The sequence below is a fragment of the Neorhizobium sp. T7_12 genome (assembly GCF_002968535.1).
Lineage (GTDB): Bacteria > Pseudomonadota > Alphaproteobacteria > Rhizobiales > Rhizobiaceae > Neorhizobium > Neorhizobium tomejilense.
On the sequence record NZ_PVBK01000019.1, the window covers coordinates 1 to 26,701 of the forward strand.

30 protein-coding genes are annotated in these 26,701 nt (G+C 62.0%); 18 read left to right on the forward strand and 12 right to left on the reverse strand.

From position 1 onward, the window contains the following. From ftsY to C5J26_RS26780, 3 genes are all read left to right on the forward strand, one after another. On the forward strand, window positions 1–987 hold a 987-nt coding region (ftsY, locus tag C5J26_RS26770), incomplete at its 5' end, for a signal recognition particle-docking protein FtsY (protein WP_105404538.1). A 64-nt stretch (window positions 988–1,051) separates the two neighbouring features. Further along, the gene (locus C5J26_RS26775) at window positions 1,052–1,735 is read left to right on the forward strand and encodes a septation protein A (protein WP_105404539.1); all 684 of its coding nucleotides are present in this window, start codon (window positions 1,052–1,054) and stop codon (window positions 1,733–1,735) included. Further along, a complete protein-coding gene (locus C5J26_RS26780) occupies window positions 1,732–2,319 on the forward strand; it encodes a DUF2585 domain-containing protein (RefSeq protein ID WP_105404540.1) in 588 nt (195 codons plus the stop codon). The genes C5J26_RS26775 and C5J26_RS26780 overlap by 4 nt, the downstream gene beginning before the upstream one ends. A 400-nt stretch (window positions 2,320–2,719) precedes the next feature. On the opposite strand, the gene C5J26_RS26785 is transcribed toward C5J26_RS26780, so the two are convergent. The 5 genes from C5J26_RS26785 to ccmA form a co-directional block, all read right to left on the reverse strand. After that, window positions 2,720–3,322 carry a DsbE family thiol:disulfide interchange protein gene (locus tag C5J26_RS26785; protein WP_105404541.1) on the reverse strand — a complete coding sequence of 201 codons (603 nt, stop codon included), beginning with the start codon at window positions 3,320–3,322 and terminating at the stop codon, window positions 2,720–2,722. Then, entirely contained in the window at window positions 3,319–3,489 is a 171-nt protein-coding gene (gene ccmD, locus C5J26_RS26790) for a heme exporter protein CcmD (RefSeq protein ID WP_105404542.1), read from the reverse strand. The genes C5J26_RS26785 and ccmD overlap by 4 nt, the downstream gene beginning before the upstream one ends. Window positions 3,490–3,493: 4 nt before the next feature. Further along, window positions 3,494–4,252: a heme ABC transporter permease gene (locus C5J26_RS26795; RefSeq protein ID WP_105404543.1), complete on the reverse strand. Its 759-nt coding sequence runs from the start codon at window positions 4,250–4,252 to the stop codon at window positions 3,494–3,496. An 89-nt stretch (window positions 4,253–4,341) separates the two neighbouring features. Then, window positions 4,342–5,001 carry a heme exporter protein CcmB gene (ccmB, locus tag C5J26_RS26800; RefSeq protein ID WP_105404544.1) on the reverse strand — a complete coding sequence of 220 codons (660 nt, stop codon included), beginning with the start codon at window positions 4,999–5,001 and terminating at the stop codon, window positions 4,342–4,344. Window positions 5,002–5,251: 250 nt separating this feature from the next. After that, entirely contained in the window at window positions 5,252–5,896 is a 645-nt protein-coding gene (gene ccmA / locus C5J26_RS26810) for a heme ABC exporter ATP-binding protein CcmA (RefSeq protein ID WP_105404619.1), read from the reverse strand. 270 nt (window positions 5,897–6,166) lie between these two features. Here ccmA and acnA point away from each other — a divergent pair, with 270 nt between their 5' ends. The 4 genes from acnA to C5J26_RS26830 all read left to right on the forward strand — a co-directional run bounded on the left by acnA (window position 6,167) and on the right by C5J26_RS26830 (window position 11,341). After that, complete coding sequence (acnA, locus tag C5J26_RS26815; protein ID WP_105404546.1) at window positions 6,167–8,860, forward strand: aconitate hydratase AcnA; 2,694 nt, start codon at window positions 6,167–6,169, stop codon at window positions 8,858–8,860. Window positions 8,861–8,968: 108 nt separating this feature from the next. Beyond that, entirely contained in the window at window positions 8,969–9,712 is a 744-nt protein-coding gene (locus C5J26_RS26820) for a sulfite exporter TauE/SafE family protein (protein WP_245441288.1), read from the forward strand. 195 nt (window positions 9,713–9,907) lie between these two features. Next, window positions 9,908–10,657, forward strand: a complete 750-nt coding sequence (locus C5J26_RS26825; RefSeq protein ID WP_105404548.1) for a thioredoxin family protein — start codon at window positions 9,908–9,910, stop codon at window positions 10,655–10,657. A gap of 294 nt (window positions 10,658–10,951) precedes the next feature. Next, window positions 10,952–11,341, forward strand: a complete 390-nt coding sequence (locus C5J26_RS26830; protein WP_046631850.1) for a DUF2794 domain-containing protein — start codon at window positions 10,952–10,954, stop codon at window positions 11,339–11,341. Window positions 11,342–11,350: 9 nt separating this feature from the next. Here C5J26_RS26830 and C5J26_RS26835 read toward each other — a convergent pair whose 3' ends face one another. From C5J26_RS26835 to C5J26_RS26850, 4 genes are all read right to left on the reverse strand, one after another. Further along, window positions 11,351–11,908 carry a GNAT family N-acetyltransferase gene (locus tag C5J26_RS26835; RefSeq protein WP_105404549.1) on the reverse strand — a complete coding sequence of 186 codons (558 nt, stop codon included), beginning with the start codon at window positions 11,906–11,908 and terminating at the stop codon, window positions 11,351–11,353. A gap of 109 nt (window positions 11,909–12,017) precedes the next feature. Continuing rightward, on the reverse strand, window positions 12,018–12,800 hold the full coding sequence (locus tag C5J26_RS26840; protein ID WP_105404550.1) for a Bax inhibitor-1/YccA family protein: 783 nt from the start codon (window positions 12,798–12,800) through the stop codon (window positions 12,018–12,020). Between the two features lie 234 nt (window positions 12,801–13,034). Continuing rightward, window positions 13,035–15,578: an ABC transporter permease gene (locus C5J26_RS26845; RefSeq protein ID WP_105404551.1), complete on the reverse strand. Its 2,544-nt coding sequence runs from the start codon at window positions 15,576–15,578 to the stop codon at window positions 13,035–13,037. Further along, window positions 15,575–16,288: an ABC transporter ATP-binding protein gene (locus tag C5J26_RS26850; RefSeq protein WP_105404552.1), complete on the reverse strand. Its 714-nt coding sequence runs from the start codon at window positions 16,286–16,288 to the stop codon at window positions 15,575–15,577. The genes C5J26_RS26845 and C5J26_RS26850 overlap by 4 nt, the downstream gene beginning before the upstream one ends. Before the next feature lie 77 nt (window positions 16,289–16,365). On the opposite strand from C5J26_RS26850, the gene C5J26_RS26855 reads away from it, so the two are divergent. From C5J26_RS26855 to C5J26_RS26870, 4 genes are all read left to right on the forward strand, one after another. Continuing rightward, entirely contained in the window at window positions 16,366–17,016 is a 651-nt protein-coding gene (locus tag C5J26_RS26855) for an arylesterase (protein ID WP_105404553.1), read from the forward strand. Between the two features lie 66 nt (window positions 17,017–17,082). After that, entirely contained in the window at window positions 17,083–17,673 is a 591-nt protein-coding gene (gene thpR, locus C5J26_RS26860) for an RNA 2',3'-cyclic phosphodiesterase (RefSeq protein ID WP_105404554.1), read from the forward strand. A 37-nt stretch (window positions 17,674–17,710) separates the two neighbouring features. Continuing rightward, on the forward strand, window positions 17,711–18,013 hold the full coding sequence (locus C5J26_RS26865; RefSeq protein WP_046631864.1) for a 4a-hydroxytetrahydrobiopterin dehydratase: 303 nt from the start codon (window positions 17,711–17,713) through the stop codon (window positions 18,011–18,013). 57 nt (window positions 18,014–18,070) lie between these two features. Further along, window positions 18,071–18,469, forward strand: coding sequence for a YkvA family protein (locus C5J26_RS26870; protein ID WP_046665105.1), 399 nt, complete (start codon window positions 18,071–18,073; stop codon window positions 18,467–18,469). Window positions 18,470–18,481: 12 nt separating this feature from the next. Here the strand turns inward: C5J26_RS26870 and C5J26_RS26875 are convergent, their stop codons facing one another. Then, window positions 18,482–19,045: a sigma-70 family RNA polymerase sigma factor gene (locus C5J26_RS26875; RefSeq protein ID WP_105404555.1), complete on the reverse strand. Its 564-nt coding sequence runs from the start codon at window positions 19,043–19,045 to the stop codon at window positions 18,482–18,484. A gap of 328 nt (window positions 19,046–19,373) precedes the next feature. On the opposite strand from C5J26_RS26875, the gene C5J26_RS26880 reads away from it, so the two are divergent. From C5J26_RS26880 to C5J26_RS26895, 4 genes are all read left to right on the forward strand, one after another. Continuing rightward, on the forward strand, window positions 19,374–19,940 hold the full coding sequence (locus C5J26_RS26880) for an invasion associated locus B family protein (protein ID WP_080955221.1): 567 nt from the start codon (window positions 19,374–19,376) through the stop codon (window positions 19,938–19,940). 221 nt (window positions 19,941–20,161) lie between these two features. Next, complete coding sequence (rlmN, locus tag C5J26_RS26885) at window positions 20,162–21,400, forward strand: 23S rRNA (adenine(2503)-C(2))-methyltransferase RlmN (RefSeq protein ID WP_105404556.1); 1,239 nt, start codon at window positions 20,162–20,164, stop codon at window positions 21,398–21,400. Between the two features lie 102 nt (window positions 21,401–21,502). Next, window positions 21,503–21,856 carry a YciI family protein gene (locus C5J26_RS26890; protein ID WP_046605228.1) on the forward strand — a complete coding sequence of 118 codons (354 nt, stop codon included), beginning with the start codon at window positions 21,503–21,505 and terminating at the stop codon, window positions 21,854–21,856. Continuing rightward, the gene (locus C5J26_RS26895) at window positions 21,856–23,127 is read left to right on the forward strand and encodes an RNA polymerase sigma factor (RefSeq protein WP_105404557.1); all 1,272 of its coding nucleotides are present in this window, start codon (window positions 21,856–21,858) and stop codon (window positions 23,125–23,127) included. Before C5J26_RS26890 ends, C5J26_RS26895 begins: the two co-directional genes overlap by 1 nt. Here the strand turns inward: C5J26_RS26895 and C5J26_RS26900 are convergent. Both C5J26_RS26900 and C5J26_RS26905 read right to left on the reverse strand, forming a co-directional pair. Further along, window positions 23,111–23,752: a LysE family translocator gene (locus C5J26_RS26900; protein WP_046665101.1), complete on the reverse strand. Its 642-nt coding sequence runs from the start codon at window positions 23,750–23,752 to the stop codon at window positions 23,111–23,113. The two genes, C5J26_RS26895 and C5J26_RS26900, sit on opposite strands and share 17 nt — an antisense overlap. Before the next feature lie 70 nt (window positions 23,753–23,822). Beyond that, window positions 23,823–24,683 (reverse strand): SDR family NAD(P)-dependent oxidoreductase, encoded by an 861-nt coding sequence (locus C5J26_RS26905; protein WP_105404558.1) that lies wholly within the window; start codon window positions 24,681–24,683, stop codon window positions 23,823–23,825. A 117-nt stretch (window positions 24,684–24,800) separates the two neighbouring features. On the opposite strand from C5J26_RS26905, the gene C5J26_RS26910 reads away from it, so the two are divergent. The 3 genes from C5J26_RS26910 (at window position 24,801) to C5J26_RS26920 (ending at window position 26,674) form a co-directional block, all read left to right on the forward strand. Next, window positions 24,801–25,046, forward strand: coding sequence for a type II toxin-antitoxin system ParD family antitoxin (locus C5J26_RS26910; RefSeq protein ID WP_105404559.1), 246 nt, complete (start codon window positions 24,801–24,803; stop codon window positions 25,044–25,046). Further along, the gene (locus C5J26_RS33725; RefSeq protein ID WP_105404560.1) at window positions 25,036–25,338 is read left to right on the forward strand and encodes a type II toxin-antitoxin system RelE/ParE family toxin; all 303 of its coding nucleotides are present in this window, start codon (window positions 25,036–25,038) and stop codon (window positions 25,336–25,338) included. The genes C5J26_RS26910 and C5J26_RS33725 overlap by 11 nt, the downstream gene beginning before the upstream one ends. Window positions 25,339–25,450: 112 nt before the next feature. Further along, window positions 25,451–26,674 (forward strand): argininosuccinate synthase, encoded by a 1,224-nt coding sequence (locus tag C5J26_RS26920; protein WP_105404561.1) that lies wholly within the window; start codon window positions 25,451–25,453, stop codon window positions 26,672–26,674. Window positions 26,675–26,701 lie beyond the last annotated feature (27 nt).

The window sequence follows — 26,701 nt, forward strand, 5'->3', positions numbered from 1 at the left end:
ACCCTCCCCAAGGGCTTCTCCACCGCCCGCCCGGAACCCACGCCCGAACCCGTCGCACCGGCTGCGAAACTCACCTGGTTCCAGCGCCTGCGCGCCGGCCTTGCGCGCACGTCGTCGCAGCTCTCGGGCCAGATCAGCGCGCTCTTTACCAAGCGCAAGCTGGACGAGGAAACGCTGGAACAGCTCGAAGACCTGCTGATCCAGGCCGATCTCGGGGTCGAGACCGCCATGCGCGTCACCGGGGCGCTGTCCTCCGAGCGCTACGGCAAGGACGTGACCGGCGAGGACGTGTCGCGGATCATGGCCGAGGAGATCACCAGGGTTTTAGGCCCGGTTGCCAAACCGCTGGCGCTCGATCTCAATCACAAGCCGCATGTCATCCTCGTCGTCGGCGTCAACGGCACCGGCAAGACCACGACGATCGGCAAGCTCGCGGCAAAACTCTCCGGCTCCGGCCTCAAGGTCATGCTCGCTGCCGGCGACACGTTCCGCGCCGCCGCGATCGAGCAGCTGAAGATCTGGGCGGACCGCACCGGTTCGACCTTCATCGGCACCAAGCTCGGCGCCGATGCGGCCGGCCTTGCCTATGACGCCTACGAGCAGGCGCGCGCCAACAAATCGGACGTGCTGATCATCGATACCGCAGGCCGGCTGCAGAACCGCACCGAGCTGATGGCCGAACTCGAAAAGATCGTCCGCGTGCTCGGCAAGCTCGATCCCGACGCCCCGCACACCGTGCTGCAGACGCTGGATGCCACGACCGGCCAGAACGCCATGAACCAGGTCGAGATTTTCCGGAACGTTGCGGGGGTCAGCGGGCTTATCATGACGAAGCTCGACGGTACGGCGCGCGGCGGTATCCTGGTGGCGATCGCCGCCAAGCACAAGCTGCCGGTCTATTTCATCGGTGTCGGCGAGGGTGTCGACGATCTCGAACCCTTCGAGGCGCAGGATTTTGCCCGCGCCATTGCCGGGATTGCCCATTGATGCCACAAATCTGCCTTGGCACTCGCGCAGGGCCAAGGCAGGACGAAGCAGGTTTGACCAATATATGAAATTCGAAAGCGATACGACGCCCACCGCCGCCGACAGGCACCATCCGATGCTGAAGCTCTCGCTCGAGCTGGGGCCGCTGCTCGTCTTCTTCTTCGCCAATCTGCGCGGGGAATGGCTTGCCGCGACCTTCCCGTGGCTTTCGGTGCTCGGTGGTCCGCTGTTCATCGCCAGCGGCCTGTTCATGGTCGCGACGGTCATTTCGCTGGTCGTCTCGAAGGTCGTTCTCGGGCATCTGCCTATGATGCCCTTCATTTCTGGCATCGTTGTCCTCGTGTTCGGCGGGCTCGGCATCTGGCTGCAGGACGAGCTGTTCTTCAAGATGAAGCCGACCATCATCAACACGCTGTTCGGCGTGGTGCTGCTCGGCGGCCTGCTGTTCGGCAAATCGCTTCTCGGCTATGTGTTCAATGCGGCCTTCCAGCTCGATGAGGCCGGCTGGCGCAAACTGACCATCCGCTGGGGCGTGTTTTTCCTGTTCCTCGCGGTCCTCAACGAAATCGTCTGGCGCGGCGCGAACGCCTATTACCTGCCCGACGCCAAGGCGGCGGATAACTTCTGGGTAGCCTTCAAGGTCTGGGGTACGATGCCGATCACGCTGATCTTCACCATGACGCAGATGCCGCTGATCATGCGCCACACGATCCAGGAGCCGGCAGGAAACGCCGAGGCCGAAAAGTGACGGCGGCGGAATTCTCCCCATCGAGTTCGTCCTCGAAGCGCTGGTTTCTCGCCGCGCTCATCCTCTTTCTGCTCCAGATCGCGATCCTCTACGCGATCGGCCGCATTCCGATCTGCGAATGCGGTTATGTGAAGTTTTGGGAAGGCGGGGTGAATACCAGCGGCAATTCTCAGCACCTTTCCGACTGGTACACGCCGTCGCATATCATCCACGGCTTCCTGTTCTATGGTCTCGGCTGGCTGATCCTGCGCCGCGCGCCGCTGGCGGCCCGGCTTTCGCTGGCGATCCTGATCGAGGCTGCCTGGGAGATTGCCGAAAATTCCCCGCTGATCATCGATCGCTACCGCACGGCGACCATGGCGCTCGGTTATGCCGGCGACAGCATTCTCAATTCGGCGATGGACACCGTGTTCATGGCGCTCGGCTTCTTCGCCGCCTCGCGTCTGCCGGTCTGGCTGACGGTCGCCATCGCCATCTTCTTCGAGCTGGCGACCGGCTACATCATCCGCGACAACCTGACGCTCAACGTGCTGATGCTCGTCTGGCCGGTCGATGCGGTGCGGGTGTGGCAGGGTGGGCTGTAGCGCGGGACGGGTTTTGACCGGGGACGATTTCCTCATCCCAAGAAAAAAACCGCCCAACCTCATCAACGCTTTAGCCATATTCGCTTTCCCATTCATCCCCGCCTCTCGCACCCATTCGATAATCGCCCCGTCATCGGATGGGAAACCGGGTTCGCGAACCGGCCTCCTCATCCAAGGGTTCTCGGACCCCGGTTCCGGTGATGGCTGCAAAGGTAGTTGGCGAGGCCTGACAATCCTCGAAAGTCCATCAAAACAGTCGGGGCAGGCACAAATACCTACCTCCCACATAACCGATACCGCCTGCCCCATTCCCAAACCAAAACCGCGCCGGACAAGAGGTCCCGCGCGGCCAAAGGTGCTTCTTCCAAATTCGTAATCGGCCCACACGGCTGCGGGATCGCTAACGTCCCGCGGACGCCTTTTCGATCGCCGGCATGAGGTCCTGGGTCAGGCTGCGCTCGTCGAAGGGGCCGACCTTCTTGTAGAGGATCGTGCCATCAGGGGCGACCAGATAACTTTCCGGAATGCCGTAGACGCCCCAGTCGATCGCGGCCTTGCCGTTCGGGTCGACACCGATCGCCTTATAAGGGTTGCCGAGTTCGCCGAGGAAACGCAGCGCGTTGTCGTTGCGGTCCTTGTAATTGATCCCGACGATGGTGAGCCGGCTGTCGTTCGCCAGTTCCTTCAGGATCGGGTGTTCCTGCCGGCAGGGCACGCACCAGGAGGCGAAGACGTTGACCAGCGTCAGCTTGCCGGCGATAGCCGCGGTCGTCAGTGCTGCGGTGTTCGAGCCTTCCAGCGGCGGCAGCGCCAGCGACGGTGCCTTTTTGCCGATCAGGGCCGAGGGGATGGCCGAGACGTCGCGGCCGTTGACGTCCTGGTCGTAGAGCATCTTGCCGGCGACGGCTGCAAAGCCGAGAAAAATCGCCAGCGGGATCAGCGGCAGTGCATAACGCGCCAAGCTTTTGCGCGCGGCGGGCTGATTTTCGGTCTCGATGCTCATGCCGCGTCATCCTTTGCCTGGGCGGAGCGGCGGCGGATGCCGGAGGCTTCGAGCTCGGCCAGTTCCTGTCTGCGGGCGCGGCCGTCGAGCCAGGTCCAGGCGATCAGACAGAGGATGACGGCAGCCGAGACGGCATAGGACATGGCGATATAGAAGGTATGGCTCATGGTCTCACGCCTCCCGTCCGGCCATACGCGCGGCCATCCGCCGCTGGGCGGCGACGCGGCGGCGCCAGATCTCGTTGCGCATCGCCGCTGTGTGCAGGGTGAAGAACAGCATGGTGGAGGCGATCGCCATGATCAGCAGCGGCCAGAGGAATTCCTGGTCGATGGTCGGGCCGCCCATGCGGATGACGCTGGCTGGCTGGTGCAGCGTGTTCCACCAGTCGACCGAGAACTTGATGATCGGGATGTTGACGAATCCGACAAGGATCAGCACGGCGGAGACGCGGGCCGCGCGCGACGGATCGTCCATTGCGCGGTTGAGCGCGATCAGGCCGAGATACATCAGGAACAGCACGAAGACCGAGGTCAGCCGCGCATCCCACACCCACCATGTGCCCCACATCGGCCGGCCCCAGAGCGAGCCGGTGGCGAGCGCGATCAGCGTGAAGGCGGCGCCGAGCGGGGCTGCCGCCTTGTGGCTGACGTCGGCGAGCGGGTGGCGCCAGACCAGCGTGCCGATCGCCGAAACGGCCATCACCGTGTAGCACATCATCGACAGCCAGGCGGCTGGCACATGCACGTACATGATACGCACCGTCGCGCCCTGCTGGTAATCGCCTTCCGTCGTGAAGCTCAGATAGAGCCCGATGGCAAAGAGGATCATCGTCGCCGCCACCATCCACGGCAGGATGCGGGCCGCCAGCGCCAGAAACCGCGTCGGGTTGGCCAGCTCGGAAAATTTGCTGATGGCAAGGCTGTCGGTCATGGGCACTTTCTAATATGCGCGCGGAAAAATCAGCTTGATCCTGGTCAATTCGCCGGTCGTCGATCCGATCCCGTTCAATCCGATTCTAGTCAATCGCCGGCATTGCGCAACGCCAGTGCCGCGCCGAGCGGACCGAGGACGGCAAAAAACATCGTGATCGCCACCAATATCAGGAAAGGCGGCATAAACGGGGCAGGATCCTCGACCGCCGCATAGGAAGCGCTGACGCCGAAGATCAGCACGGGGATCGCAAGCGGCAGGACGAGGATCGACACCAGCAGCCCGCCGCGCGGCAGGGCCACCGCGACCGCCGCGCCGACCGCGCCGATGAAAGTCAGCGCCGGCGTGCCGACCAAGAGCGTCAGCATGGTGGCGCCGATCGCCACCTCGTCCATGTTCATGAACAGGCCGAGCAGCGGCGAGGCGACCACCAGCGGCAGGCCGTTGCCGAGCCAGTGGGCGAGGCATTTGACCAGCACGGTCAGCACCAGCGGGTGTTCCTGCATCAGCAGCAAGTCGAGCGACCCGTCCTCGCGCTCGGTCTGAAACAGGCGGTCGAGCCCGAGCAGGGCCGACAGCAGCGCCCCGATCCAGACGATCGCCGGGCCGATGCGGGAGAGGAGATTGAGGTCGGGGCCGACGCCGAAGGGGATGACGGCGACGACGGTCATGAAGAAGAGAACCCCGATCAGAGCGCCGCCGCCGGCGCGGACCGAAAGTTTCAGGTCGCGGAGGAGGAGGGCGGTCATGATCGGACGCTCCGTGTCCGGGGCGCACCCCCCTCTGCCCTGCCGGGCATCTCCCCCACAAGGGGGGAGATCGGCAAGACGCCGGGCCTCCGCCAAGCGTTGATCGTTCGGAGAGCGGAGAGAGCAGATTTCAGGTTGGTGACGGCGGATTGATGCCTGGATCTGAGGCAGGGCATTGGCCCCATCCAATCTCCCCCCTTGTGGGGGAGATGCCCGGCAGGGCAGAGGGGGGTAACGCGGGACAGGGCGTTCACCATCTCCCCTCCGCCACGCCTGCAAACCCCGTCATCTTCAGTTCCTTTGCGTTCTCCAGCCCCAGCGGCTGGTGAGTCGCCGCCAGCACAATGCCACCGGCCGCCAGATGCGCGTTGATCAATCCGGTAAATGCCCCCTCTGCATTCACATCCAGCGCGGCCGTCGGCTCGTCGAGGATCCAGACCGGCCTATAAGCGACCAGCAGTTTTGCAAACGCCATGCGGCGCTGCTGGCCGGCGGAGAGGTAACCGAAGGGCAGGTGGAGGATGCCGCCAAGGCCGACGGTTTCGGCGGCCTCGGCCGGAGAGATGCCCTTACCGCCATCCACGTCGCCAAAAAGGCTCTTCCAGAAGGCGAGGTTCTCAGCGACGGTGAGTTCCGCCTTCATCGCGTTGCGGTGGCCGAGATAATGGCAGGCCTCGGCGGCGCGCATTCCTGATTCGGAACTTTCGGATGTCCAGGCGACGCGGCCGGTTTCCGGATGCAGCAATCCGGCCACGACGCGCAGCAGCGTCGATTTCCCCGATCCGTTGCGGCCGGCCAGGACGAGGCTTTCACCGGCTCCGAGGGTAAAGGAGATATCCGTGAAAATCAGGTCTTCGCCGCGTCTTGCGCTCAGGTTTTCGGCCAAAAGCCGCATGCTGGAGACCTTCATTAAGATTTTAATCATCGCGATCCGAAAATTTATTCGGAATGGGCGCCAAGCGTCTGGAACCCTTCTTAGAAATTATCTATAAGCACTGCAACCACGCCAGCGGCCGGCGTGATTTCAATCTTCCGCCGGACCTGAAGATCCCAAAAAATCTTCTCGTGCGGACAGCGGAAATGGTCGTACCCGCATCCTGATGTGCATGAAGTGCATAGGCGTCCGCACGCGCGTGTTGGCTCTTTAATCAGCGGGGTTTATTCCGTGGCTAAGTCTCTCGACAGTTTCAATTGTCGCTCCATCCTTACCGTAGGCGGTAAGGATTACGTTTACTACAGCCTTCCGAAGGCTGAGCAAAACGGCCTTGCCGGCGTTTCGAAGCTGCCCTTCTCCATGAAGGTGCTGCTCGAAAACCTGCTCCGCTTTGAAGACGGCCAGTCCGTCACCAAGGAACAGATCCTCACTGTTGCCGAATGGCTGAACAACAAGGGCCTCACGGAAGCGGAAATCGCTTACCGTCCGGCCCGCGTGCTGATGCAGGACTTCACCGGCGTTCCCGCCGTCGTCGATCTTGCCGCGATGCGTGACGCGATGGTGTCGCTCGGCGGCGATCCGGAAAAGATCAACCCGCTGGTTCCCGTCGATCTCGTCATCGACCACTCGGTCATCGTCGACGAATTCGGTACGCCGACCGCCTTTGCCAAGAACGTCGAGCTCGAATACGAGCGCAACGGCGAGCGCTACCGCTTCCTGAAGTGGGGCCAGCAGGCGTTCAAGAATTTTCGCGTGGTTCCCCCGGGCACCGGTATCTGTCACCAGGTCAATCTCGAATATCTCGGCCAGACCGTCTGGACCAAGGAAGAGGATGGCGAAACGATCGCCTATCCGGATACCTGCGTCGGCACGGACTCGCACACCACGATGATCAACGGCCTCGGCGTTCTCGGCTGGGGTGTGGGCGGCATCGAAGCGGAAGCTTCCATGCTTGGCCAGCCGGTCTCGATGCTTTTGCCTGAAGTCATCGGCTTCAAGCTCACCGGCAAGCTCAAGGAGGGCGTCACCGCGACCGACCTGGTGCTGACCGTCGTGCAGATGCTGCGCAAGAAGGGCGTCGTCTCCAAGTTCGTCGAATTCTTCGGACCGGGCATGGACAACATGCCGCTCGCCGACCGTGCGACGATCGGCAACATGGGCCCGGAATACGGCGCGACCTGCGGCTTCTTCCCCGTAGACGGCGAAACCATCAACTACCTGACCATGTCCGGTCGCACGCTCGAGCGGATCGCACTGGTCGAGGCCTATTCCAAGGTCCAGGGCATGTGGCGCGAAGGCGACGGTTCCGACCTCGTCTTCACCGATACGCTGGAACTCGACCTTAACGACGTCGTGCCGTCGATGGCCGGCCCGAAGCGTCCGGAAGGTCGCATTTCGCTCGACAAGATCGCCTCCGGCTTCGCCGGTTCGCTCGACACCGAATACAAGAAGCCCGGCCAGCTCGACAATCGTTACCCTGTCGAAGGCACGGATTTCGATCTCGGCCATGGCGACGTGGCAATTGCCGCGATCACCTCCTGCACCAACACCTCCAATCCGTCGGTGCTGATCGCTGCCGGCCTTCTTGCCCGCAATGCTGTTGCCAAGGGCCTGAAGTCCAAGCCGTGGGTCAAGACTTCGCTTGCACCGGGATCCCAGGTCGTCGGCGAATACCTTGCCAAGTCCGGCCTGCAGGTCGATCTCGACAAGCTCGGCTTCAACCTGGTCGGCTTCGGCTGCACGACCTGCATCGGCAATTCCGGCCCGCTGCCGGCGCCGATCTCGAAGACGATCAACGACAAGGGCCTGATCGCCGCCGGCGTGCTCTCGGGCAACCGTAACTTCGAAGGCCGGATCTCTCCGGACGTCCAGGCGAACTACCTCGCTTCGCCACCGCTCGTCGTTGCCTATGCGCTCGCCGGTTCGGTCCAGAAGGACCTGACCTCCGAGCCGCTCGGCGAAGACCAGAACGGCAACCCGGTCTTCCTCAAGGACATCTGGCCGACCTCGAAGGAAGTCCAGGAATTCATCCTGAAATACGTCACCCGCGAACTCTACGAAACCAAATATGCGGACGTGTTCAAGGGCGACGAGAACTGGCAGGCGGTCAAGATTCCCCCGGGCCAGACCTATGCCTGGGACGACGATTCGACCTATGTGCAGAACCCGCCCTATTTCGTCGGCATGGGCAAGACAGGCTCGGGCCTCAAGAACATCAAGGGCGCCCGCGTCCTCGGTCTCTTCGGCGACAAGATCACCACCGACCACATCTCGCCGGCCGGTTCGATCAAGGCCGCTTCGCCGGCCGGTGCATACCTGACGGGTCATGGCGTCGGCGTTGCCGACTTCAACCAGTACGGCACGCGCCGCGGCAATCATGAAGTGATGATGCGCGGCACGTTCGCCAACATCCGCATCCGCAACTACATGCTCGGCCCGAACGGCAAGGAAGGCGGCTACACCTTCCACTATCCGTCCAAGGAAGAGATGTCGATCTACGACGCGGCCATGAAGTACAGGGAAGAGGGCGTACCGCTGGTCATCTTCGCCGGCGTCGAATACGGCAACGGTTCGTCGCGCGACTGGGCCGCGAAGGGCACCAACCTGCTCGGCGTCAAGGCGGTCATCGCCCAGTCCTTCGAGCGTATCCACCGCTCGAACCTGGTCGGCATGGGCGTCGTTCCCTTCGTCTTCGAAGAGGGCACGACCTGGGCCAGCCTCGACCTCAAGGGCGACGAGACCGTCGAGATTCTCGGTCTCGAAGGCGACATCAAGCCGCGCGAATGGAAGACCGCCAAGATCACCTACGGCGACGGCACGGTGAAGGAAATCAACATCCTCTGCCGCATCGATACGCTCGACGAGGTCATCTACATGAACAATGGCGGCATCCTGCAGACCGTTCTGCGCGACCTCGCCGCTTAAAGCGAAACAGCCAATCATCCGCCGGAGCGAAACCTCCGGCGGATTTCCTCCCGATAGCCGATGTCCGTACGCCTGTCCTCAGCGCGACATCGTCCTCCCCAAGGTCCCGTGCCCTTGACCGTCGTCATCCTCATCGGAATGGCCGTCACCGTTTTCCTGACATCGCTGCTTTCGGGAATTTTCGGCATGGCGGGCGGGCTGATCTTGCTCTGGGTGCTGCTTTTCCTCTTTCCCGTCAGTACCGCGATCGCCATCCACGGCGTCATCCAGATGGTCTCGAACGGGTCGCGTGCCTGGTTCTCGCGCGCCTATATCGACTACCGCATTCTTGGTATCCTGGGCCTGGGTCTGGTCATCTCGAGCATCATCCTGCTGGTCGTCGACTATCAACCGGACCTGATCGTGGTGTCGATCGCTATCGGGCTGATGCCGATCCTGGTCTGGATGCCGGTATCGAAGCTGCGGCTCGACGCCTCGAAGCCGCTGCATGCACTGGCCTGCGGACTGATCGCCGGCGCGTTGACGGTCGGCGTCGGCGTATCGGGGCCGACGATCGATATCTTCTTCATCCACACGACGATGGACCGGCGCAAGGTGATCGCCACCAAGGCGGCCGTACAGGTCGCCTCGCATGCCACGAAAGTGGTATTCTACTGGAATGCGGCCTCGGAACTGCCGACCACCGAGTGGATTGCGGTGCTGGTCGCGGCGCCGATCGCGATCCTCGGGGCGCGGGCCGGCAACGACATATTGCAGAAGATGACCGACCAGAATTTCCGCGCCTGGACGCGCTGGATCGTCACCGGCGTGGGTGCCGTTTATTTTACTCAAGGCCTGCTCAAACTGATTTGACCTCGGCGCGTTTTTCGCCAAGTTTGGCACCCGACGAAACGCATTCGGAAACCGATCAAATATCCGGTCTTCACCCCTTCGTGACTTTCTCTTGAGGGCGCCCGGTGGTTACTTTCCGCCATCCCGTGCGTTAGGCCCTTGATCGCCGCGAGCAATCGTGGATAACAGTTACCCTGATAAAAAGGTCCGCCACCCATGCCCTTTCGTTTTCGCTCCGTACTCCTTGTTGCGGGCCTGTTTTATGCGGGCACTGCATTTGCAGGAGAGGTCAGGGCGCCGAAGGGCGTGATCGAACTTTTTACCTCCCAAGGCTGCTCCTCCTGCCCGCCGGCCGATGCGGCTCTGGGTGAGTTGGTGGCGCAGGGAGACATGGTCGTACTTTCCTACCACGTCGATTACTGGAACTATCTCGGCTGGACCGACACGCTGAGCTCCAGGGAAAATACCGAGCGGCAATATGGTTATGCCAAGACGCTGGGGCGGAGCGGCGTCTATACCCCGCAGGCTGTCATCAATGGCCGCGATCACGTCAAGGGCACCGACCTCACGATCATCAACGACAAGGTGAAGGCACTCGGCCAAACGGGCAAGGGGCTCGACGTCCCGGTCACCGCGGCGATGCGTGGCGACGAAATCGAGATCGAGATCGGCGACGGCAAGGGCCAGGCGGACGTCGTCGTCGCCTATTTCACGAAACGCCAGCTGGTGGATGTCACCAAGGGTGAAAACAGCGGCAAGACGATGGAATATTGGCACGCCGTCTACGACGTGCAGTCGGTCGGCACCTGGAACGGCCAGAGCATGAAGCTGACCCTGCCCGGCAAGCTGATGGGGAAGTCGAAGAAGGATGGTTGCGCGATCTTGCTGCAGACTTCCGGCCAAGGCGGCGAGCCAGCGGCAATTCTCGGCGCCACCGTGCTGATGGCAGGCCGCAAAAAATACTGACCGCGCGTGCGGTCTCTGGCCTGCCGTATTGTGCGTGAAACTGTTGTTGGCGGCCCGATCCAATAACATTGGGGGGCTGGGGGTAAGGGTCAATGCACCAGACCGGGCCATATGGCGCTGAAAACGGCGCCAACCAACGATGCCAATCTCGCTTCGAAATCGGGCACTCTTTTGTTCGAAATGGGGCAAGAATAAAATCGTGACGGTTCGTTCCGGGCGAATTGCCGGGGTTGATTTTTACGGCCTCTCGGGCACACTGTCACATCTCTGACATTTGACGATTTGGGAGTCTTGATGACAGATCAGCCGGATTTGCCGGGGAGCCAGAGACCCCGGGACGCAGCCGTCGTCGTCGATCTCAGTGAATATCGGCAGAACCGCGATCCCGCGCCGGTCACCTTCCACCGGCGCGAACTCGATGCAATCTTGAGGATTTACGGCCGAATGGTCGGCGAGGGGGAGTGGAAGGACTACGCGATCGACCACCTCAAGGACCGGGCCGTGTTCTCCGTCTTCAAACGCTCCGGCGAAAGCCCGCTCTTCCGGATAGAGAAAAACCCGAAGCTCGCCGGCAAGCAGGGCGCCTACTCCGTGATGAACACCCATGGCATGATCATGAAGCGCGGCCATGAGCTGCCGCAGGTGCTCAAGGTGTTCGACAAGGTGCTGAAACTCATCGACTGAGGCGGCGCTCTATTCGGTAAACAGCGAGCCGGGATAGACGCCGGGATCCGGATCGGTTTCATTGCCTTCGCCGAGCGAGACCTGCATCAGCACCGTATCCTGCCACTTTCCGTGCTTGAAGCCGGTGCCCTTCAGGGTGCCCGTCAGTTCGAAGCCGAGGCCGCGATGGAGCGCCACGGAGGCGGGGCTTGCACCGCCGATCACGGCGACCATCTGGCGGAAACCGAGCGCCTCGCAGCGCACCAGCAGTTCCTTGAGTAGCGCCTTGCCCACGCCCTTGCCGCGCGCTTCCGGCGCCAGGTAGATCGAGTCCTCGACCAGCCAGCGATAGGCGGGACGGGTCCGGAAGGCCGAGGCGTAGGCATAACCGAGCAGGGTGCCATCTTCCTGTTCCGCTGCGATATAGGGGTAACCCTTGGTCCGGATCGCCTCGAAGCGGGCCGTCATCTCCGCCTGATCGGGGGCCAGGATCTCATAGCTTGCGGTGCCGTTCAGCACGCTGTCGCGATAGATCTCGGTGATGGCGGGAAGATCGGCGGGGGAGGCGTCGCGGAGATGGAATGTCATTGAGATTTCAGGCCGTTGAAAGGGACTGCCAAGCCTATGCCGAGGCGCGAGGCCGGGCAATAAAAAAGGCGGCCCGGAGGCCGCCTTTTCCTATTCGAATTCCTCGAGATCAGTTGTTCCGGTTGCCCAGGAACTGGAGGAGGAACGTGAAGAGGTTGATGAAGTCGAGGTAGAGGGTCAGAGCGCCCATGATGGCCTTGCGGCCAGCAACCGCGACGTCGTCGCCGTCAAAGTACATTTCCTTGATCTTCTGCGTATCGTAGGCGGTGAGGCCTGCGAAGATCAGCACGCCGATCGCGGAGATCGCGAAGCCGAGTGCGGAAGACGCCAGGAAAATGTTGACGATCGAGGCGATGATCAGGCCGAACAGGCCCATGATCAGGAACGAGCCCATGCCCGACAGGCTTCTCTTCGTCGTGTAGCCGTAAAGCGACAGGGCGCCGAAGGAGGCAGCCGTGATGAAGAACGTCTGCACGATGCTTTGCGACGTGTAGATCAGGAAGATCGACGACAGCGAAAGACCCATCAGGGCCGCGTAGCCCCAGAAAGTGGCCTGTGCCGCGCCGACGCTCATCTTATGAACGCGGAAGCTCAGGAAGAACACCACCGCGAGCGGCGCGAGCATGACGACCCAGCGAAGCGGCGAACCGTAGATCGCAGCGCCGAGGCTGGTCAGCAGGATGCCGTTCGGAAGCCGGGCGACAGCTGCAGCTGCATCCGTCGTCGTTGCGAGGGCCGAGATACCATAGGCGGCGATACCGGTGATAGCCAAGCCGACAGCCATCAGGTTGTAGACCTTGAGCATGTAGGCGCGCAGGCCTTCATCGATCATCGCGCCGGACCGGGCGCGACCCTGCGCCGCCCGGGTCTGGTAGTTGTTAAAGTCAGCCATTGTTTCCTCTTTAAGCTCCGGAATTATTCACGGTGTCGGGCCCCCTTTTTTACGGACCCAGGCGCCGCTGCGGAGCTCCAGCAAGCCTGCGCATAAATATGATGCGAGATCGTTTCACATACAAGAGGTGTGACAAGCGAAAAACGCAAGCTATCGGGGCTCTTTAGCAACCTATGGGACGCTCTGACGGGAATTTGATCAGAGAGTTAACGAGAAATACTACCTGTGGTCGAATTAGAGCTCGCGCAGCACCGGCGCGGCCTTCTGCCCTAATATGCGCCATGTGCCGGCGAGGCCTATTCCGACGGTCAAAACCAGAGAAACGGCGAGCGTCAGCACTGCAATGTCGGGCAGGAAGACCGACTGGAGCCGCATGATCCGGCTCACCACGAACCATGCGGAGAGGCCGCCGGCGAGAAGCGCGAAGAGCGCCGTCGCCGTTCCGAGGATCATGTATTCGTAGCTGAAGGCGCGCATCAGCATGCTGCGCGTGCCGCCGAGCGTCTTCAGGATGACGGCGTCATGGGTGCGTGCGCGGTTGCCGGCCGCAAGCGCACCGGCAAGCACCAGCACGGAGGCGATCAGCGCAACGGCCGCCGCGGCCCGGATCGCGGCCGCGAGCTGGCCGACGAGTTGGTCAACGATATCGATCGCGTCCTTGACTCGGACGCTGGTGATGGTCGGATAGGCGTTGGTGACCGCACGCAGGATCGAAGCTTCCTGCTGGGCGGTGGCCTTGGGATCGCTGAGCGTCGCGAGCCAGGCATGCGGTGCGCCGCGGAAGGTATTGGGCGAAAAGACCATTACGAAGTTGATCGAGAGAGATTCCCACTGAACCTTGCGGAAATTGGCGATGCGGGCGGTGATATTGCGGCCGAGCACGTTGACGGTGACGGTGTCGCCGATCTTCAGGCCGAGTTCGCCGGCCTCTTCTGCCGAGAAGGAGACCAGCGGTTCGCCGGTATAGTCGGCGGCCCACCATTGTCCCGCCGTCAGCGCGGAGTTGGAAGGAAGCTTCTCCTCGTAGGTGATGCCGCGGTCGCCGCGCAACACCCAGCGGCCGGCGGGCGGGACGTTCATCTGGGTCACGTCCTGGCCGTTGAAGGCGAGAATTCTTCCGCGCAGCATCGGCACCTGGGTGATCGCACCCTCCGGCGCCTGTTGTTTCAGGATGTTGACGAAACCCTCGCGCTCCGGTCCCTGGATGTCGACGAAGAAGAAATTCGGCGCCTGCTGGGCGATGCTGCCGGTGAGCTGGCGACGCATGTTGCCGTCGATCAGGGCGAGCGTCACGAGGAGCGCAAGGCCGAGGCCGAGCGACAGCACGACCGACGGCGTCAGCGCGCCCGGCCGGTGGATATTGCCGATCGCCAGCCGCAGCGCCGGCGAATTGACCCGCGGGCTTCGTTTGGCAAGTGCGGCGATCAGGGCTGCCACGAGGCGCAAAAGCACGAACGCGCCGGCGACGGCGGCGAGGAAAACGGAGGCGATGAAGCGCTCTTCCGCAGAGACGATCGCAAGTGCCGCCAGGGCCGCAAGCGCCAGGCCGGCCGCAAGAAGATAGGGCCAGGAGGGAAGGCGGGTATTGTCGAAGCTTTGTTCCCGGAAAAGCGCGGTCGCCGGAACTTCGCGGGCATGGCCGAGCGGCAGAACCGCGAAGGCGAAGGTGATCAGGATGCCGAACAGCGCGGCAAGCGCCAACGCCGAGGGGTAGAAGGTGACTTCTTTCGGAACCGGTAGCACGCCTTCGAGGAATTGCAGCGCCACGAAGGGCGAGACGGCGCCGATGACGAGACCGATCAGGATGCCAATGACTGCAAGCAGCATGATCTGGATGAGATAGATCATCGTCACGACCGAGGCCGGCGCGCCCAGGCATTTGAAGGTGGCGATCGTGGTGCGCTTGGCATCGAGGAAGGCGCGCACCGCATTGGCGACGCCGACGCCGCCGACGATCAGTGCCGTCAGACCAACGAGCGTCAGGAATTGCGAGAAGCGATCGACATTTTCGGTGAGCGAAGGGGCGGCACGGTCGCTGGTGCGGACCGACCAGCCGGCGCTCGGGAATTCGCGATTGGCGCGGGCGGCGAGCGTCGAGCGGACCGCCGGGTCGTCGAGCCGCACCTTATAGGCATGTTCGACGAGGCTGCCGGTGGTGATCAGGCCGGAGGCCGCGAGTGCCTCACGGTTGACGATCAGGCGCGGCGCAAAGCCGAAACCGTCGGAAAGCGCGTCGGGCTCGGCGGTGATCGTGCCGCGCAATGTCAGCCGGGCATTGCCGAGCAGAAGCTGGTCGCCGTCCTTGAGGCCGAGGCGTTCCAGCAGAAGCGGGGCTGCCAGTGCGCCAAACGTCTCTCCCTGCTTGCCAAGCAGGTCGGGCAGCGGCGCGGAAGGTTCGGCGCCGAAACTGCCGTAGAGCGGATAGGCGTCGTCCACCGCCTTGACCTCGACCAGCGCCTGCTCGGAACCGTCAGGCTTGCGGGCCATGGAGCGCAGGCTGGTGGACAGGGAGACCTTGCCGAGGCTGGTGAGGAACGCGCGTTCCTGGTCGGTGGCTTCGCGGTTGTTCAGTTCGAAACGGATGTCGCCGGCAAGAATTTCCTGGCCCTGGGAGGCGATGGCGCCGGTGATCGCCCGCGATACCGAATTGACGGCCGCGATCGCCCCGGTGCCGAGCGCGATACAGGCGAGGAAGATGTAGAAGCCGGCAAGGCCGCCCCGCATTTCGCGCAGCGCCAGGCGGAAGGAAATCGAGAGGCGCGGAAAGGCCGGCCTCATGCGGAGACCGCCTGGACGGACACGTGGGCGGTGGCGCTGTCGCCGACGATCTCGCCGGAACGGACGCGGATCTGGCGCGAGCAGCGGGCGGCAAGCGCATTGTCATGGGTGACGAGCAGCATGGTCATGCCGCGCTCCGCCTGTTTCGAAAAGAGCAGGTCCGCGATCTGCCGGCCGGTCTCGGTGTCGAGATTGCCGGTCGGTTCGTCGGCGATCAGCACGGACGGCGAGGGGGCAAGAGCCCGGGCAATCGCCACGCGCTGCTGCTCGCCGCCGGAAAGCTGGCCGGGATAGTGGCTCAGCCGCTCGCCGAGGCCGACGGCGGTCAGTTCCCGCCGGGCGATCTCGAAAGCATCCCTGACATTGGCGAGTTCGAGCGGAACGGCGACGTTTTCGAGCGCCGTCATGTTGGCGATCAGGTGGAAGGACTGAAAGACGATTCCGATATTGCGGCCGCGGAAATCGGCGAGCCTGTCTTCGGAAAGGGCGTGAAGGGGAGCGCCGTTGATGACGATCTCGCCGCTGTCCAGCCGTTCGAGGCCGGCCAGGACCATCAGCAGCGTCGACTTGCCGGAGCCCGAAGGCCCGACTATGCCGACGGCTTCGCCGGCCCGGATTTCGAGGTCGATCTGCTTCAGCACATGCACCGAGGCTGCCGCGCTGCCCAGGGTCAGATCGGCTTTCTTCAGTGTGATGATGGTTTTAGTCAAATCGAACCGTCCTATATTAGGCGTGAAGCGTAACCCGAGTACCGCATTGCGGTCGCGCTCAATCTAGGAGACGGATCGTGAGTTTTAAAGCAAGCCTGCTTCACTTCATCGTCATGTCCGTGCTGGGGCTGGCCGCATTGCCGGCCGCCGCGCAGGATAGGACGATCCAGATCGTCGGTTTCGGCGACAGCCTGATGGCGGGCTACCAGCTTGCGCCTTCCGAATCCTATACGGCACAGCTCGAGGCGGCGTTGAAAGCCGCGGGGCAGAATGTCGTGGTCGCCAATGCCGGCGTTTCCGGGGATACGACGGCCGGCGGACTTTCGCGCATCGACTGGTCGGTGCCCGACGGCACCGACGGCGTGATCCTTGAGCTCGGCGCCAACGACGCGTTGCGCGGCATCTCGCCGGACCAGTCGGAAAAAAATCTCGATGCGATCCTGGCGCGGCTAAAAGAACGGAAGATCCCGGTCTTCCTGATCGGCATCCTGGCGCCACCGAACATGGGCGGCAATTACGCCGAGAAGTTCAACCCGATCTACAAGCGGCTGGCCGACAAATACGCCGTGCCGCTCTATCCGTTCTTCCTGGATGGGGTCACGACCATTTCCAGCCTGCAGCTCTCGGACGGCATGCATCCGAACGCCAAAGGGGTGGCCGTGATGGTCGAAAAGACCATTGAACCTGTCAAAAGCTTCCTGGGGGCTATTAAGGATAAGGGAAAATAACACCTTGCGCGGAACTCCGTTGCATGATTCGCTGTTAGCATCTGCAAAAGATTCGAGGAGGTCCCTATGCCGAGACTTTTCACCGCCCTCGAAGTTCCGCGCAATGTAGCGATGAGCCTGTCTCTCCTTCGCGGCGGGATCCCCGGTGCCCGGTGGATCGACGTGGAGAACTATCACATCACGCTGCGCTTCATCGGCGATGTCGACGGCCGCACCGCCGACGAGATCGTCGACCGGCTGGACCGTATCGACCGGCCGGAATTCCAGGCGACGCTGACCGGGATCGGCTCCTTCGGGTCGAAAAAGCCGCATTCCATCTGGGCCGGCGTTTCGCCCTCCCCGGAAATATATGCGCTGCAGGCGGAGATCGAACGGATCTGCCAGCGCATCGGCCTGCCGCCGGATCCCCGCAAGTTCACCCCGCATGTGACGCTGGCGCGGCTCAAGAATTGCCGGCTGGACGATGTGGTCCACTACCTTTCCGGCCGCGGCAACTTCTATACGGCGCCCTTCACGGTGCCGCGTTTCGTGCTGCTGTCGTCGAAGGAATCGGTCGGCGGCGGGCCTTATCTGACGGAGGAAATCTTCCCGCTGCAGGAGACGAGCTACGGCACTGCCTATGCTGGCGACATGGAGCCGGCTAAAAGCCTCCTTTGACCCGAAGCAGCCCCTTTTTCCGAAGGAGCGTTGGACGATGAACTACGAAAAGCTGGATACGGCGGGCGTCGAGCGGGAGTTCGCGACGCTTGACGGCTGGGACCTGAAGCCGGAAGGCGATGCGATCTTCAAGAGCTTCAAGTTCAAGACCTTTATCGAGGCCTTCGGTTTCATGGCCGAATGCGCGCTGTCCGCCGAAAAACTCAACCACCACCCGGAATGGTCGAACGTCTATTCGCGGGTCGACGTGCTGCTGACCACCCACGCGACCAAGGGGCTGACCGACATCGACTTCAAGCTTGCCCGGGCGATGGACAAGGCATCCTCGCGCCGCAATTGAACTTCATGGTCGAGAGCCCAATATTGGATGGGCACACGTTGAGCGAACGGAGCGACCATGGACGACGTGAAGATCGGCGAAATTCTGCTGCCGGGTGACGAGGATACGCAAGGCCGCCGCGAGCGGCAGGTCCGGACCAAGTTCTGGCCGACCCTGAAGCGGGCCGTGCGGCAGGTGCCGTTCAGCCGCGATCTGATCGCCGCCTATTATTGCGCCATCGACCGCCGCACGCCGACCCGTGTGCGGGGCGTGCTGCTTGCGGCGCTTGCCTATTTCGTGATGCCGATCGATTTCCTGCCGGACATGTTCGTTCTTGTCGGCTTCACCGACGATGTCGCGGTGCTCGCGGCAGCTTTCCGGATGATCCAAGGGCACATTGCCGACCGCCATTACGAGGCCGCCGATCTGGCGCTCGCGGACAATCCGGACATCGCCGACGGCGTCCGCGGCAAATAGTCTCAAGGGACGCTATCCCTCCGAAGGATCGTCGAGAACTCGTCGCAAGCGCTCGAAAGCGAGCCGGATTCGCGACTTCACCGTGCCGAGCGGAAGACCCGTGGACGAGGCGATTTCCGAATGGGACTGGCCTAGGAAGAAGGCCGCCCGCACCAGTTCCATCTGTTCGCCGGGGATATCGGCAAGGGCTGCGCGCACCTGGGCATCGCGTTCCTCACCTTCGAAGATCGTATCGGCGCCCGGCGCCTCGGTGACGAAGAACAGGGGTTCGTAGACGTCCAGCGGCCTGTGCCTCGTCCGGCGTTCCGCGTCGATGCGGCGGTTGCGGGCGATACGGAAAAGCCAGGTGGACAAGGAAGATCGGGCCGGATCGTAGAGGCCGGCGCGGTGCCAGAGAACGGCCATCACTTCCTGGACGAGTTCCTCCGCGTCGTCGGGTCGCATCGACCGTTTCACCAGCCAGGATTTCAAACGCGGCGCATAATAATCGAACAGCACGGTAAAGGCTGCCTGATCGCGCTCATCGGCCACTGCCCTTACCAAGCCGGCGAAGTGGTCTCTTTCGTCTACATTCATTTACGCTGCGCAAAGTTTCCGATGAGATTCGCATCATATTCGACCATTCTAATGTCATTGTGAGAGTTAGGAAAAGGACAAACTCTTGCCCCAATCCTTGTGTCACTGATTGACGAAACGCATGGAAATTCTGCTGGTTGGGTCTTTGGAGGCATGGCGGTGAGTGCTATTCCTACCATCCAAGGGCCGGGGCAGGAGATTCAGCAAATTCTAATGGTCTGGTTGACGGTTTGGTAACCAGGATCAAGTCAAAATGCGCCGAATCAGGATCATGCCTGGCAAGGCTTGCCCGCTCGGGCCGTTGAACGAACAAAACCGGCAGGAGACCATGTCTGTAAGAACAATCGCAACCGCATTGGCAATTTTGGCTGCAAGCGCCGGCCTGGCATCGGCTCAGGCGCCGAAGGCCACCGGCCCGGCCAAGCCGCAGCAGGCCCAGGCACCGGCAGCAGCGGCCGCAGGTCCAACCCGCATCCAGCAGTTCAAGGCATGGGGCGCCTATTCCTACAAGTCGGGCGCCAGCAATGTCTGCTACGTGCTTTCAGTGCCGACCACCAAGGAACCGGCCAGCGTCGATCACGGCGATATCTTCTTCATCGTCTCGCAGCGCCCCGGACAGAACATTTCCTACGAGCCGCAGGCGATGGTGGGATACGTGCTGCAGCCGAATTCCAAGGTGACCGTGACGATCGACAAGAAGAACTTCACGATGTTCACCAAGGACAAGGCGGCCTGGGTCGAGAACGCCGCCGAGGAGCCGGCGCTCGTCGCGGCGATGAAGACAGGCCAAAACATGAGCGTCAGCGCAGTTTCCGGCCGTGGCACCAAGACCTCCTATGCCTATTCGCTGCAGGGCATCGCGGCAGCGCTGAAGCAGATCGAAACCTGCAAGTAAGCGTCCGCAGGCAGCAAGAGCTCGAAGGCCGGTCCCGTGACCGGCCTTTTGCGTTTCTTGAAGAATAGTGACGCGGCGGCTATTTGATGATAAAGCCCGCCTCAACGAAGGTCCGGCACATGTGCCCGATGGGCCGATACAGGTTTCACGCATTCAACATGCCCCGACTTTCCCGCTGATCGAATGTGGGAAAGCTGCATGTGTTCGAACGGGATAAAAGAATGTCAGTCTCAGAGGCTCTGGCGCCGGTCGCCATCAAGAAGCCGCTCGTCGCCAATCCGGATCTCTTCGGCACCAAGCCGTCGCTGATCGGGCTGACGCGCGAGGACATGGCGCAGGCGCTGAAGGAAAAAGGCGTCTCGGAAAAGCAGGTACGCATGCGCGTCAGCCAGCTCTGGCACTGGCTCTATATCCGCGGCGTGTCCGATTTCGACGCGATGACCAATGTCGCCAAGGACATGCGCGAGATGCTGAAGGCACATTTCACCATCGCGCGTCCGGAGATCGTCGAGGAACAGGTTTCCAATGACGGCACCCGCAAATGGCTGCTGCGCTTTCCGCCGCGCGGCGCCGGCCGTCCGGTGGAAGTCGAGACCGTCTACATTCCGGAAGAAGGCCGCGGCACGCTCTGCATCTCGAGCCAGGTCGGCTGCACGCTGACCTGTTCCTTCTGTCACACCGGCACCCAGAAGCTGGTGCGCAACCTGACCGCCGAGGAAATCCTGTCGCAGTTGCTGCTGGCCCGTGACCGGTTGGGTGACTTTCCGGGCACCGACACGCCGCCCGGCGCCTATGTGCCGACCGGCGACCGTAAGGTCACCAACGTGGTGATGATGGGCATGGGCGAGCCGCTCTACAATTTCGAGAGCGTCAAGACCGCGTTGCTGATCGCGACCGACGGCGACGGGCTGTCGCTGTCGAAGCGCCGCGTCACATTGTCGACCTCGGGTGTGGTGCCGGAAATCTACCGGACCGGCGACGAGATCGGTGTGATGCTGGCGATTTCGCTGCATGCGGTGCGCGACGAACTGCGCGACATGCTGGTGCCGATCAACAAGAAATATCCGCTGAAGGAGCTGATCGAGGCCTGCCGCAACTATCCGGGCCTTTCGAACGCCCGCCGCATCACCTTCGAATATGTGATGCTGAAGGACGTCAACGACAGCCTGGAAGACGCCAAGGCGCTGATCCAGCTCTTGAAGGGCGTTCCGGCGAAGATCAACCTGATCCCGTTCAACCCCTGGCCGGGCACGAACTACCAGTGTTCGGAATGGGCGCAGATCGAAAAGTTTGCCGATTTCATCAACCAGGCCGGTTACGCCTCGCCGATCCGCACCCCGCGCGGCCGCGACATCCTCGCCGCCTGCGGCCAGCTGAAATCGGAATCGGAGCGGATGCGCAAGACCGACCGCCTCGCCTTCGAGGCGATGATGATCGCCGGCCACGGCGAGGACGACTGAGGCTGCCGGAAATATTTCACGGCGCGCATGTCGATCGGCTTGCATCCCGTTCGTTATCGGTCACCATCGCAATTGAGCGGTGGCTGAACCGAGGATACGGACATGAAATATATGGCGCTGATCTACACGAGCCCGGCAACGATGACGCCTCCCGATTCTCCGAATTTCGGCCGAATGATGGAGGGCTACAAGCTCGCCAACGAGACCTACAAACGCGACGGCGTCTATGTTTCCGGCGATGCGCTGCAGCCCGCGACGACCGCCACGACCGTGCGCGTGCGGGACGGCAGGACCGAAACGATGGATGGTCCTTTCGCTGAAACCAAGGAGCAGCTTGCCGGCTTCTACATCCTTGATTGCTCTTCGCTCGACGATGCGATCCGCTATGCCGCGATGATCCCCGGTGCGGCTCACGGTGCGGTGGAAGTGCGGCCGATCATGGTTTTCGACCGCTGATGAACGGCCCTGCGGCGAGGGCTCCGATTGCCGAGGCGATCGACAGGATCGCCCGGCAAGACGGCGGCCGCCTTCTTTCCAGCCTCGTCGGATCGCTCCGGGATTTCCAGCTGGCTGAAGATGGCCTGCAGGATGCGCTCGAATCCGCATTGATCCACTGGAACCGGAACGGTTTGCCCGCCTCGCCGAATGCCTGGTTGATGCAGGTGGCTCGACGCAAGGCCATCGACCGGCTGCGGCGCTCGGCCAATTTCCACGCAAAATCGGCGGAGATCGCGCATCTCATCGAGCTGGAGAACAAATCTGCCGCAGCAGACGAGCCCGATCCGATCGGCGACGAGCGGCTGAAGCTGATCTTCGCCTGCTGCCATCCGGCGCTCGACAAAAAGACCTGCGTGGCTTTGACCCTGCGTTCGGTCTGCGGGTTGAAGACCGAAGAGATCGCGAATGCCTATCTGGACGGGCACGAGGCCATGGCACAGCGGCTGGTGCGTGCCCGCCACAAGATTGCCAAGGCCGGCATTGCCTATGAGGTTCCGGGACCAGACGGCTGGGCCGCAAGGCTCGAAAGTGTGCTCGCGGTCGTCTATCTCATCTTCAACGAAGGTTATGCCTCTGGAAGCGGCCATCATATCCGCGCCGATCTCTGCGAGGAGGCGATCCGCCTCGGCCGGCTGCTGACCAGGCTCAAGCCCCACGAACCCGAGATCGAGGGACTGCTGGCGCTGATGTTGCTGCATCATGCCCGGCGGGCGGCGCGGATCGGCGCCAGCGGCGAGATTTTGACACTTGAGGCTCAGGATCGACGTTTATGGGACCGGGCCGAGATTTCGGAAGGCCTTGCTCTCATCGAACAGGCGCTGTGCCGCCGGCGACCCGGGCCCTATCAGATACAGGCGGCGATCATCGCCGTGCATGCCGAAGCGCCGAGTTTTCCCAAGACGGACTGGCAGCAGATCGCCTCGCTCTATGCAGAACTTACCCGTACCGCCGACAATCCCGTCTATGAGCTCAACCGGATCGTTGCCGTGTCCTATGTGGAAGGTCCGGCTACCGCATTGGCCTGTCTCAAACCCATTGCCATGGCTCTGGTGGAGTACCAGCCTTTTTATGCCGTTCAAGCCGATCTCCTGGCCCGGGACGGACAAATAGATCAAGCAAGGCTTGCCTACCGCCGGGCGATTGAACTTTCCCAATCCGATGCGGAAAAGCTGTTTCTTTCGGGACGGCTGGACGCGCTGGTCCGGGGCGCTCCTACCGGGCCTGCGTGAAGAAAATCTTCGCCGCGAAGATCGAGAAGACGCCGGCGAAAGTGTAGTCGATGCCCCGCAGGACCTTCGGGTTGGCCTGCAGCCAGCCCGAAAGCCAGTCGGCGGCTAGAACGACGATCAGGTTTACCGGCATGCCGATGACGATGAAATAGAAGCCGAAAAAGATGAGCTTGCCGGTGACATGCGGATCACCGGCCGTCACGAACTGCGGCAGGAAGGTCATGAAGAAGATGATGACCTTCGGATTGAGGATATTGACCCAGAAGCCCGTCGAGATGTTGGCGAGCGGACTGCTCGCGGTCTTTTCAACCTGCTCGACGGAAAAGTTCGAGCCGAAGCGGATCGCCTGGATCGCCAGCCACAGGAGATAGGCGGCGCCGCCGGTCTTGAGGATGAAGAAGGCGGTCGGCGATGCGGTGATGAGCGCCGAGATGCCGAAGGCGACGAGCAGCGTATGGCAGACGACGCCGAGGCTGGTGCCGAGCACCACGAACAGAGCCGGGCGGCGGCCTTCGCCCAGCGCGCGGCTGATCGACAGCGTCATGTCAGGCCCGGGCGTCAGGGCCAGAAGCAGGCCGGCGGCGGTGAAGGCAAGCAGGGCGGCAAGGCTCGGCAGGAATTCCATGGGTCACGCTCGAATAGCCGGATAAAGGAATGCTCCATTTACCCGGCTTTCGAAGCCTTGCCAAATCAATCTATCGACGTCCGTTGATGAATTCCTTTGATGCATCCGCGAAATCCGGATGCCAGCGCGACAGCGGCGGGCGGTTCTCGATGATGTCGCCGATCGCCCAGGCCATGCGACGTTCGTCGGTTGCCCGGTCCACGTCGTTGTCGGGGCACAGGATGTAGAAGTCGCCGCGCGCGAGGCTGGCGAGCATGAACTCGACCGTCTGTTCCGGCGTCCAGGCGTCGGCAGGCTTTTCGATGCGTTCGCCCTTGGTCAGGCCGGTAAACACGAAGCCGGGGATGAGCAGATGCGCCGATACCTGGCAGTCGGGCGTGTTGCGAAGCTCGTGCTGGAGCGCTTCGGTGAACGCCTTCACACCGGCCTTGGCGACATTGTAGGCGGGGTTGCCCGGCGGTGTCGTGATCCCCTGTTTCGAGCCTGTGTTGACGATCAGCGACGGTTCGCCATGGGCGATCATGGCTGGGCCGAACGTCCGCGTGCCGTTGATGACGCCCAAAAGGTTGACGGCGAAAATGCTGTCCCAGTTGACCTGCGGCCCGAATATCGAGCTCCCCGGGCTGATGCCGGCATTGTTCATCAGCACATGCACCCGGCCGAAACGCTGGATGACGGCGCGTTCCAGAGCCTCGATCTCGTCCGGCTTCGAGACGTCGGTGCCGATGGCGGCGACATCCGCCTCGCCGTCTTCGGCAAGAGCCGCGACCTCGCGGCAGGCTTCCGCGAGCTTGTCGCCCTCCAGATCGGCAAGGACGACGGAAAGGCCCATCCGGGCAAATTCCTTCGCGGCGGCGAGACCGATGCCGGATGCCGCCCCGGTAATCACGGCGACGTTGTCCTTTTTCAGAGCGGGATGAGTGATGGTCATGGCAGATCTCCTCTAGGGCGCTGCTGTTCAAAGGTCGGGCGGGATATGGTACCCTCATCAAAACCTGTCAACATGACAAGGGCGTCACAAGAGAGGGCGTCACACCGGAGCCGCTTCATGGGCAAGATGACATCGATCACAGTGGATGAGGAACTGACTGCGTTCATCGACAGGCAGGTGAGCGGCGGCAACTACAGTTCGCCAAGCGAAGTGGTGGAGGCCGCCTTACGGCTTCTGCGTGACAGCGAGGGCGGTATCGAGGCCATTCGCGCGGCGATCGAAGAAGGCGAGGCCTCGGGCGAGCCGCAGCCTTTCGATCCAGATAGTTTCCTTGAAGAAATGCACCGCAAATATGGCGCGTAAGCTCCAAGGATACACACTTTCGCCCAGAGCCAGAAGTGATCTCGAGAAAATATGGCGCTATTCATTTCAAACTTGGTCTCGCTCCCAGGCGGATGAATATTATCGCGAACTCGTAGATGCCATGTCCGATCTGGCGGGCGAGTTGAAGCGTGGCAAGCCGATTGATCATATTCGATCAGGCTATTTCAGCCTTTCGTGTGGCTCCCACCTCATCATTTTCAAATTTGGCAGAACGCGGATTTCCATCATCCGCGTCCTTCACCAGCGAATGAATATCGGCGGCCATCTCTGATCGGCTTTGCCGGGTTTTTCTTGCGCGCCTCAGGAAACTCGCTAAAAGTGCCGCAATTCCTGACTTGGCAGTTTCAACAACCGCTTCCACCCGCAGACGGACGTAAATCGACATGGCACTCCCGAAAGACGTAAAGAAGGTCGTTCTCGCCTATTCCGGCGGTCTCGACACCTCGATCATCCTGAAATGGCTGCAAACCGAACTTAACGCCGAGGTAGTGACCTTCACCGCCGATCTCGGCCAGGGCGAGGAGCTGGAGCCGGCCCGCAAGAAGGCCGAGATGCTCGGCATCAAGGAGATCTATATCGAGGACGTGCGCGAGGAATTTGTGCGCGATTTCGTCTTCCCGATGTTCCGCGCCAATGCCGTCTATGAAGGCGTCTACCTGCTCGGCACCTCGATCGCCCGTCCGCTGATCTCCAAGCACCTGATCGAGATCGCTAGGAAGACCGGCGCCGATGCGATCGCCCACGGCGCCACCGGCAAGGGCAACGACCAGGTCCGTTTCGAACTTTCGGCCTATGCGCTGAACCCGGATATCAAGGTCATCGCGCCCTGGCGCGACTGGGCTTTCAAGAGCCGCACCGATCTTCTGAAATTCGCCGAGGAAAACCAGATTCCGGTCGCCAAGGACAAGATGGGCGAGGCGCCGTTCTCCGTCGACGCCAACCTTCTGCATTCGTCGTCCGAAGGCAAGGTTCTGGAAGATCCGGCCATCGAGGCTCCCGAATACGTGCATATGCGCACGATCTCGCCGGAAGCTGCTCCGGACAAGGCGACCGTCATCAAGGTCGGCTTCAGACAAGGCGATGCTGTTTCCATCAACGGTGTCGCCATGTCGCCGGCGACCTTGCTTGCCGCGCTCAACAATTACGGCCGCGACAACGGCATCGGCCGTCTCGACCTCGTCGAGAACCGCTATGTCGGCATGAAGTCTCGCGGCGTCTACGAGACCCCCGGCGGTACGATCCTGCTGGCCGCCCACCGGGCGATCGAGAGCATCACGCTCGACCGTGGTGCAGCCCATCTCAAGGATGACATCATGCCGCGTTACGCGGAGCTCATCTATTACGGCTTCTGGTTCTCGCCGGAGCGCGAAATGCTGCAGGCACTGATCGACAAGAGCCAGGAGCACGTGGAAGGCGAAGTGACGCTGAAGCTCTACAAGGGCAATGTCATGGTCATCGGCCGCGAGAGCGAAAAGTCGCTTTATTCCGACAAGCTGGTCACCTTCGAGGACGACCAGGGCGCCTACGACCAGAAGGATGCAGCGGGCTTCATCAAGCTCAATGCGCTGCGCCTGCGCACCCTCGCCAAGCGCAATCTCGGCAAGTAATTCCCCAAAACCCGATCAGCGAAGCCC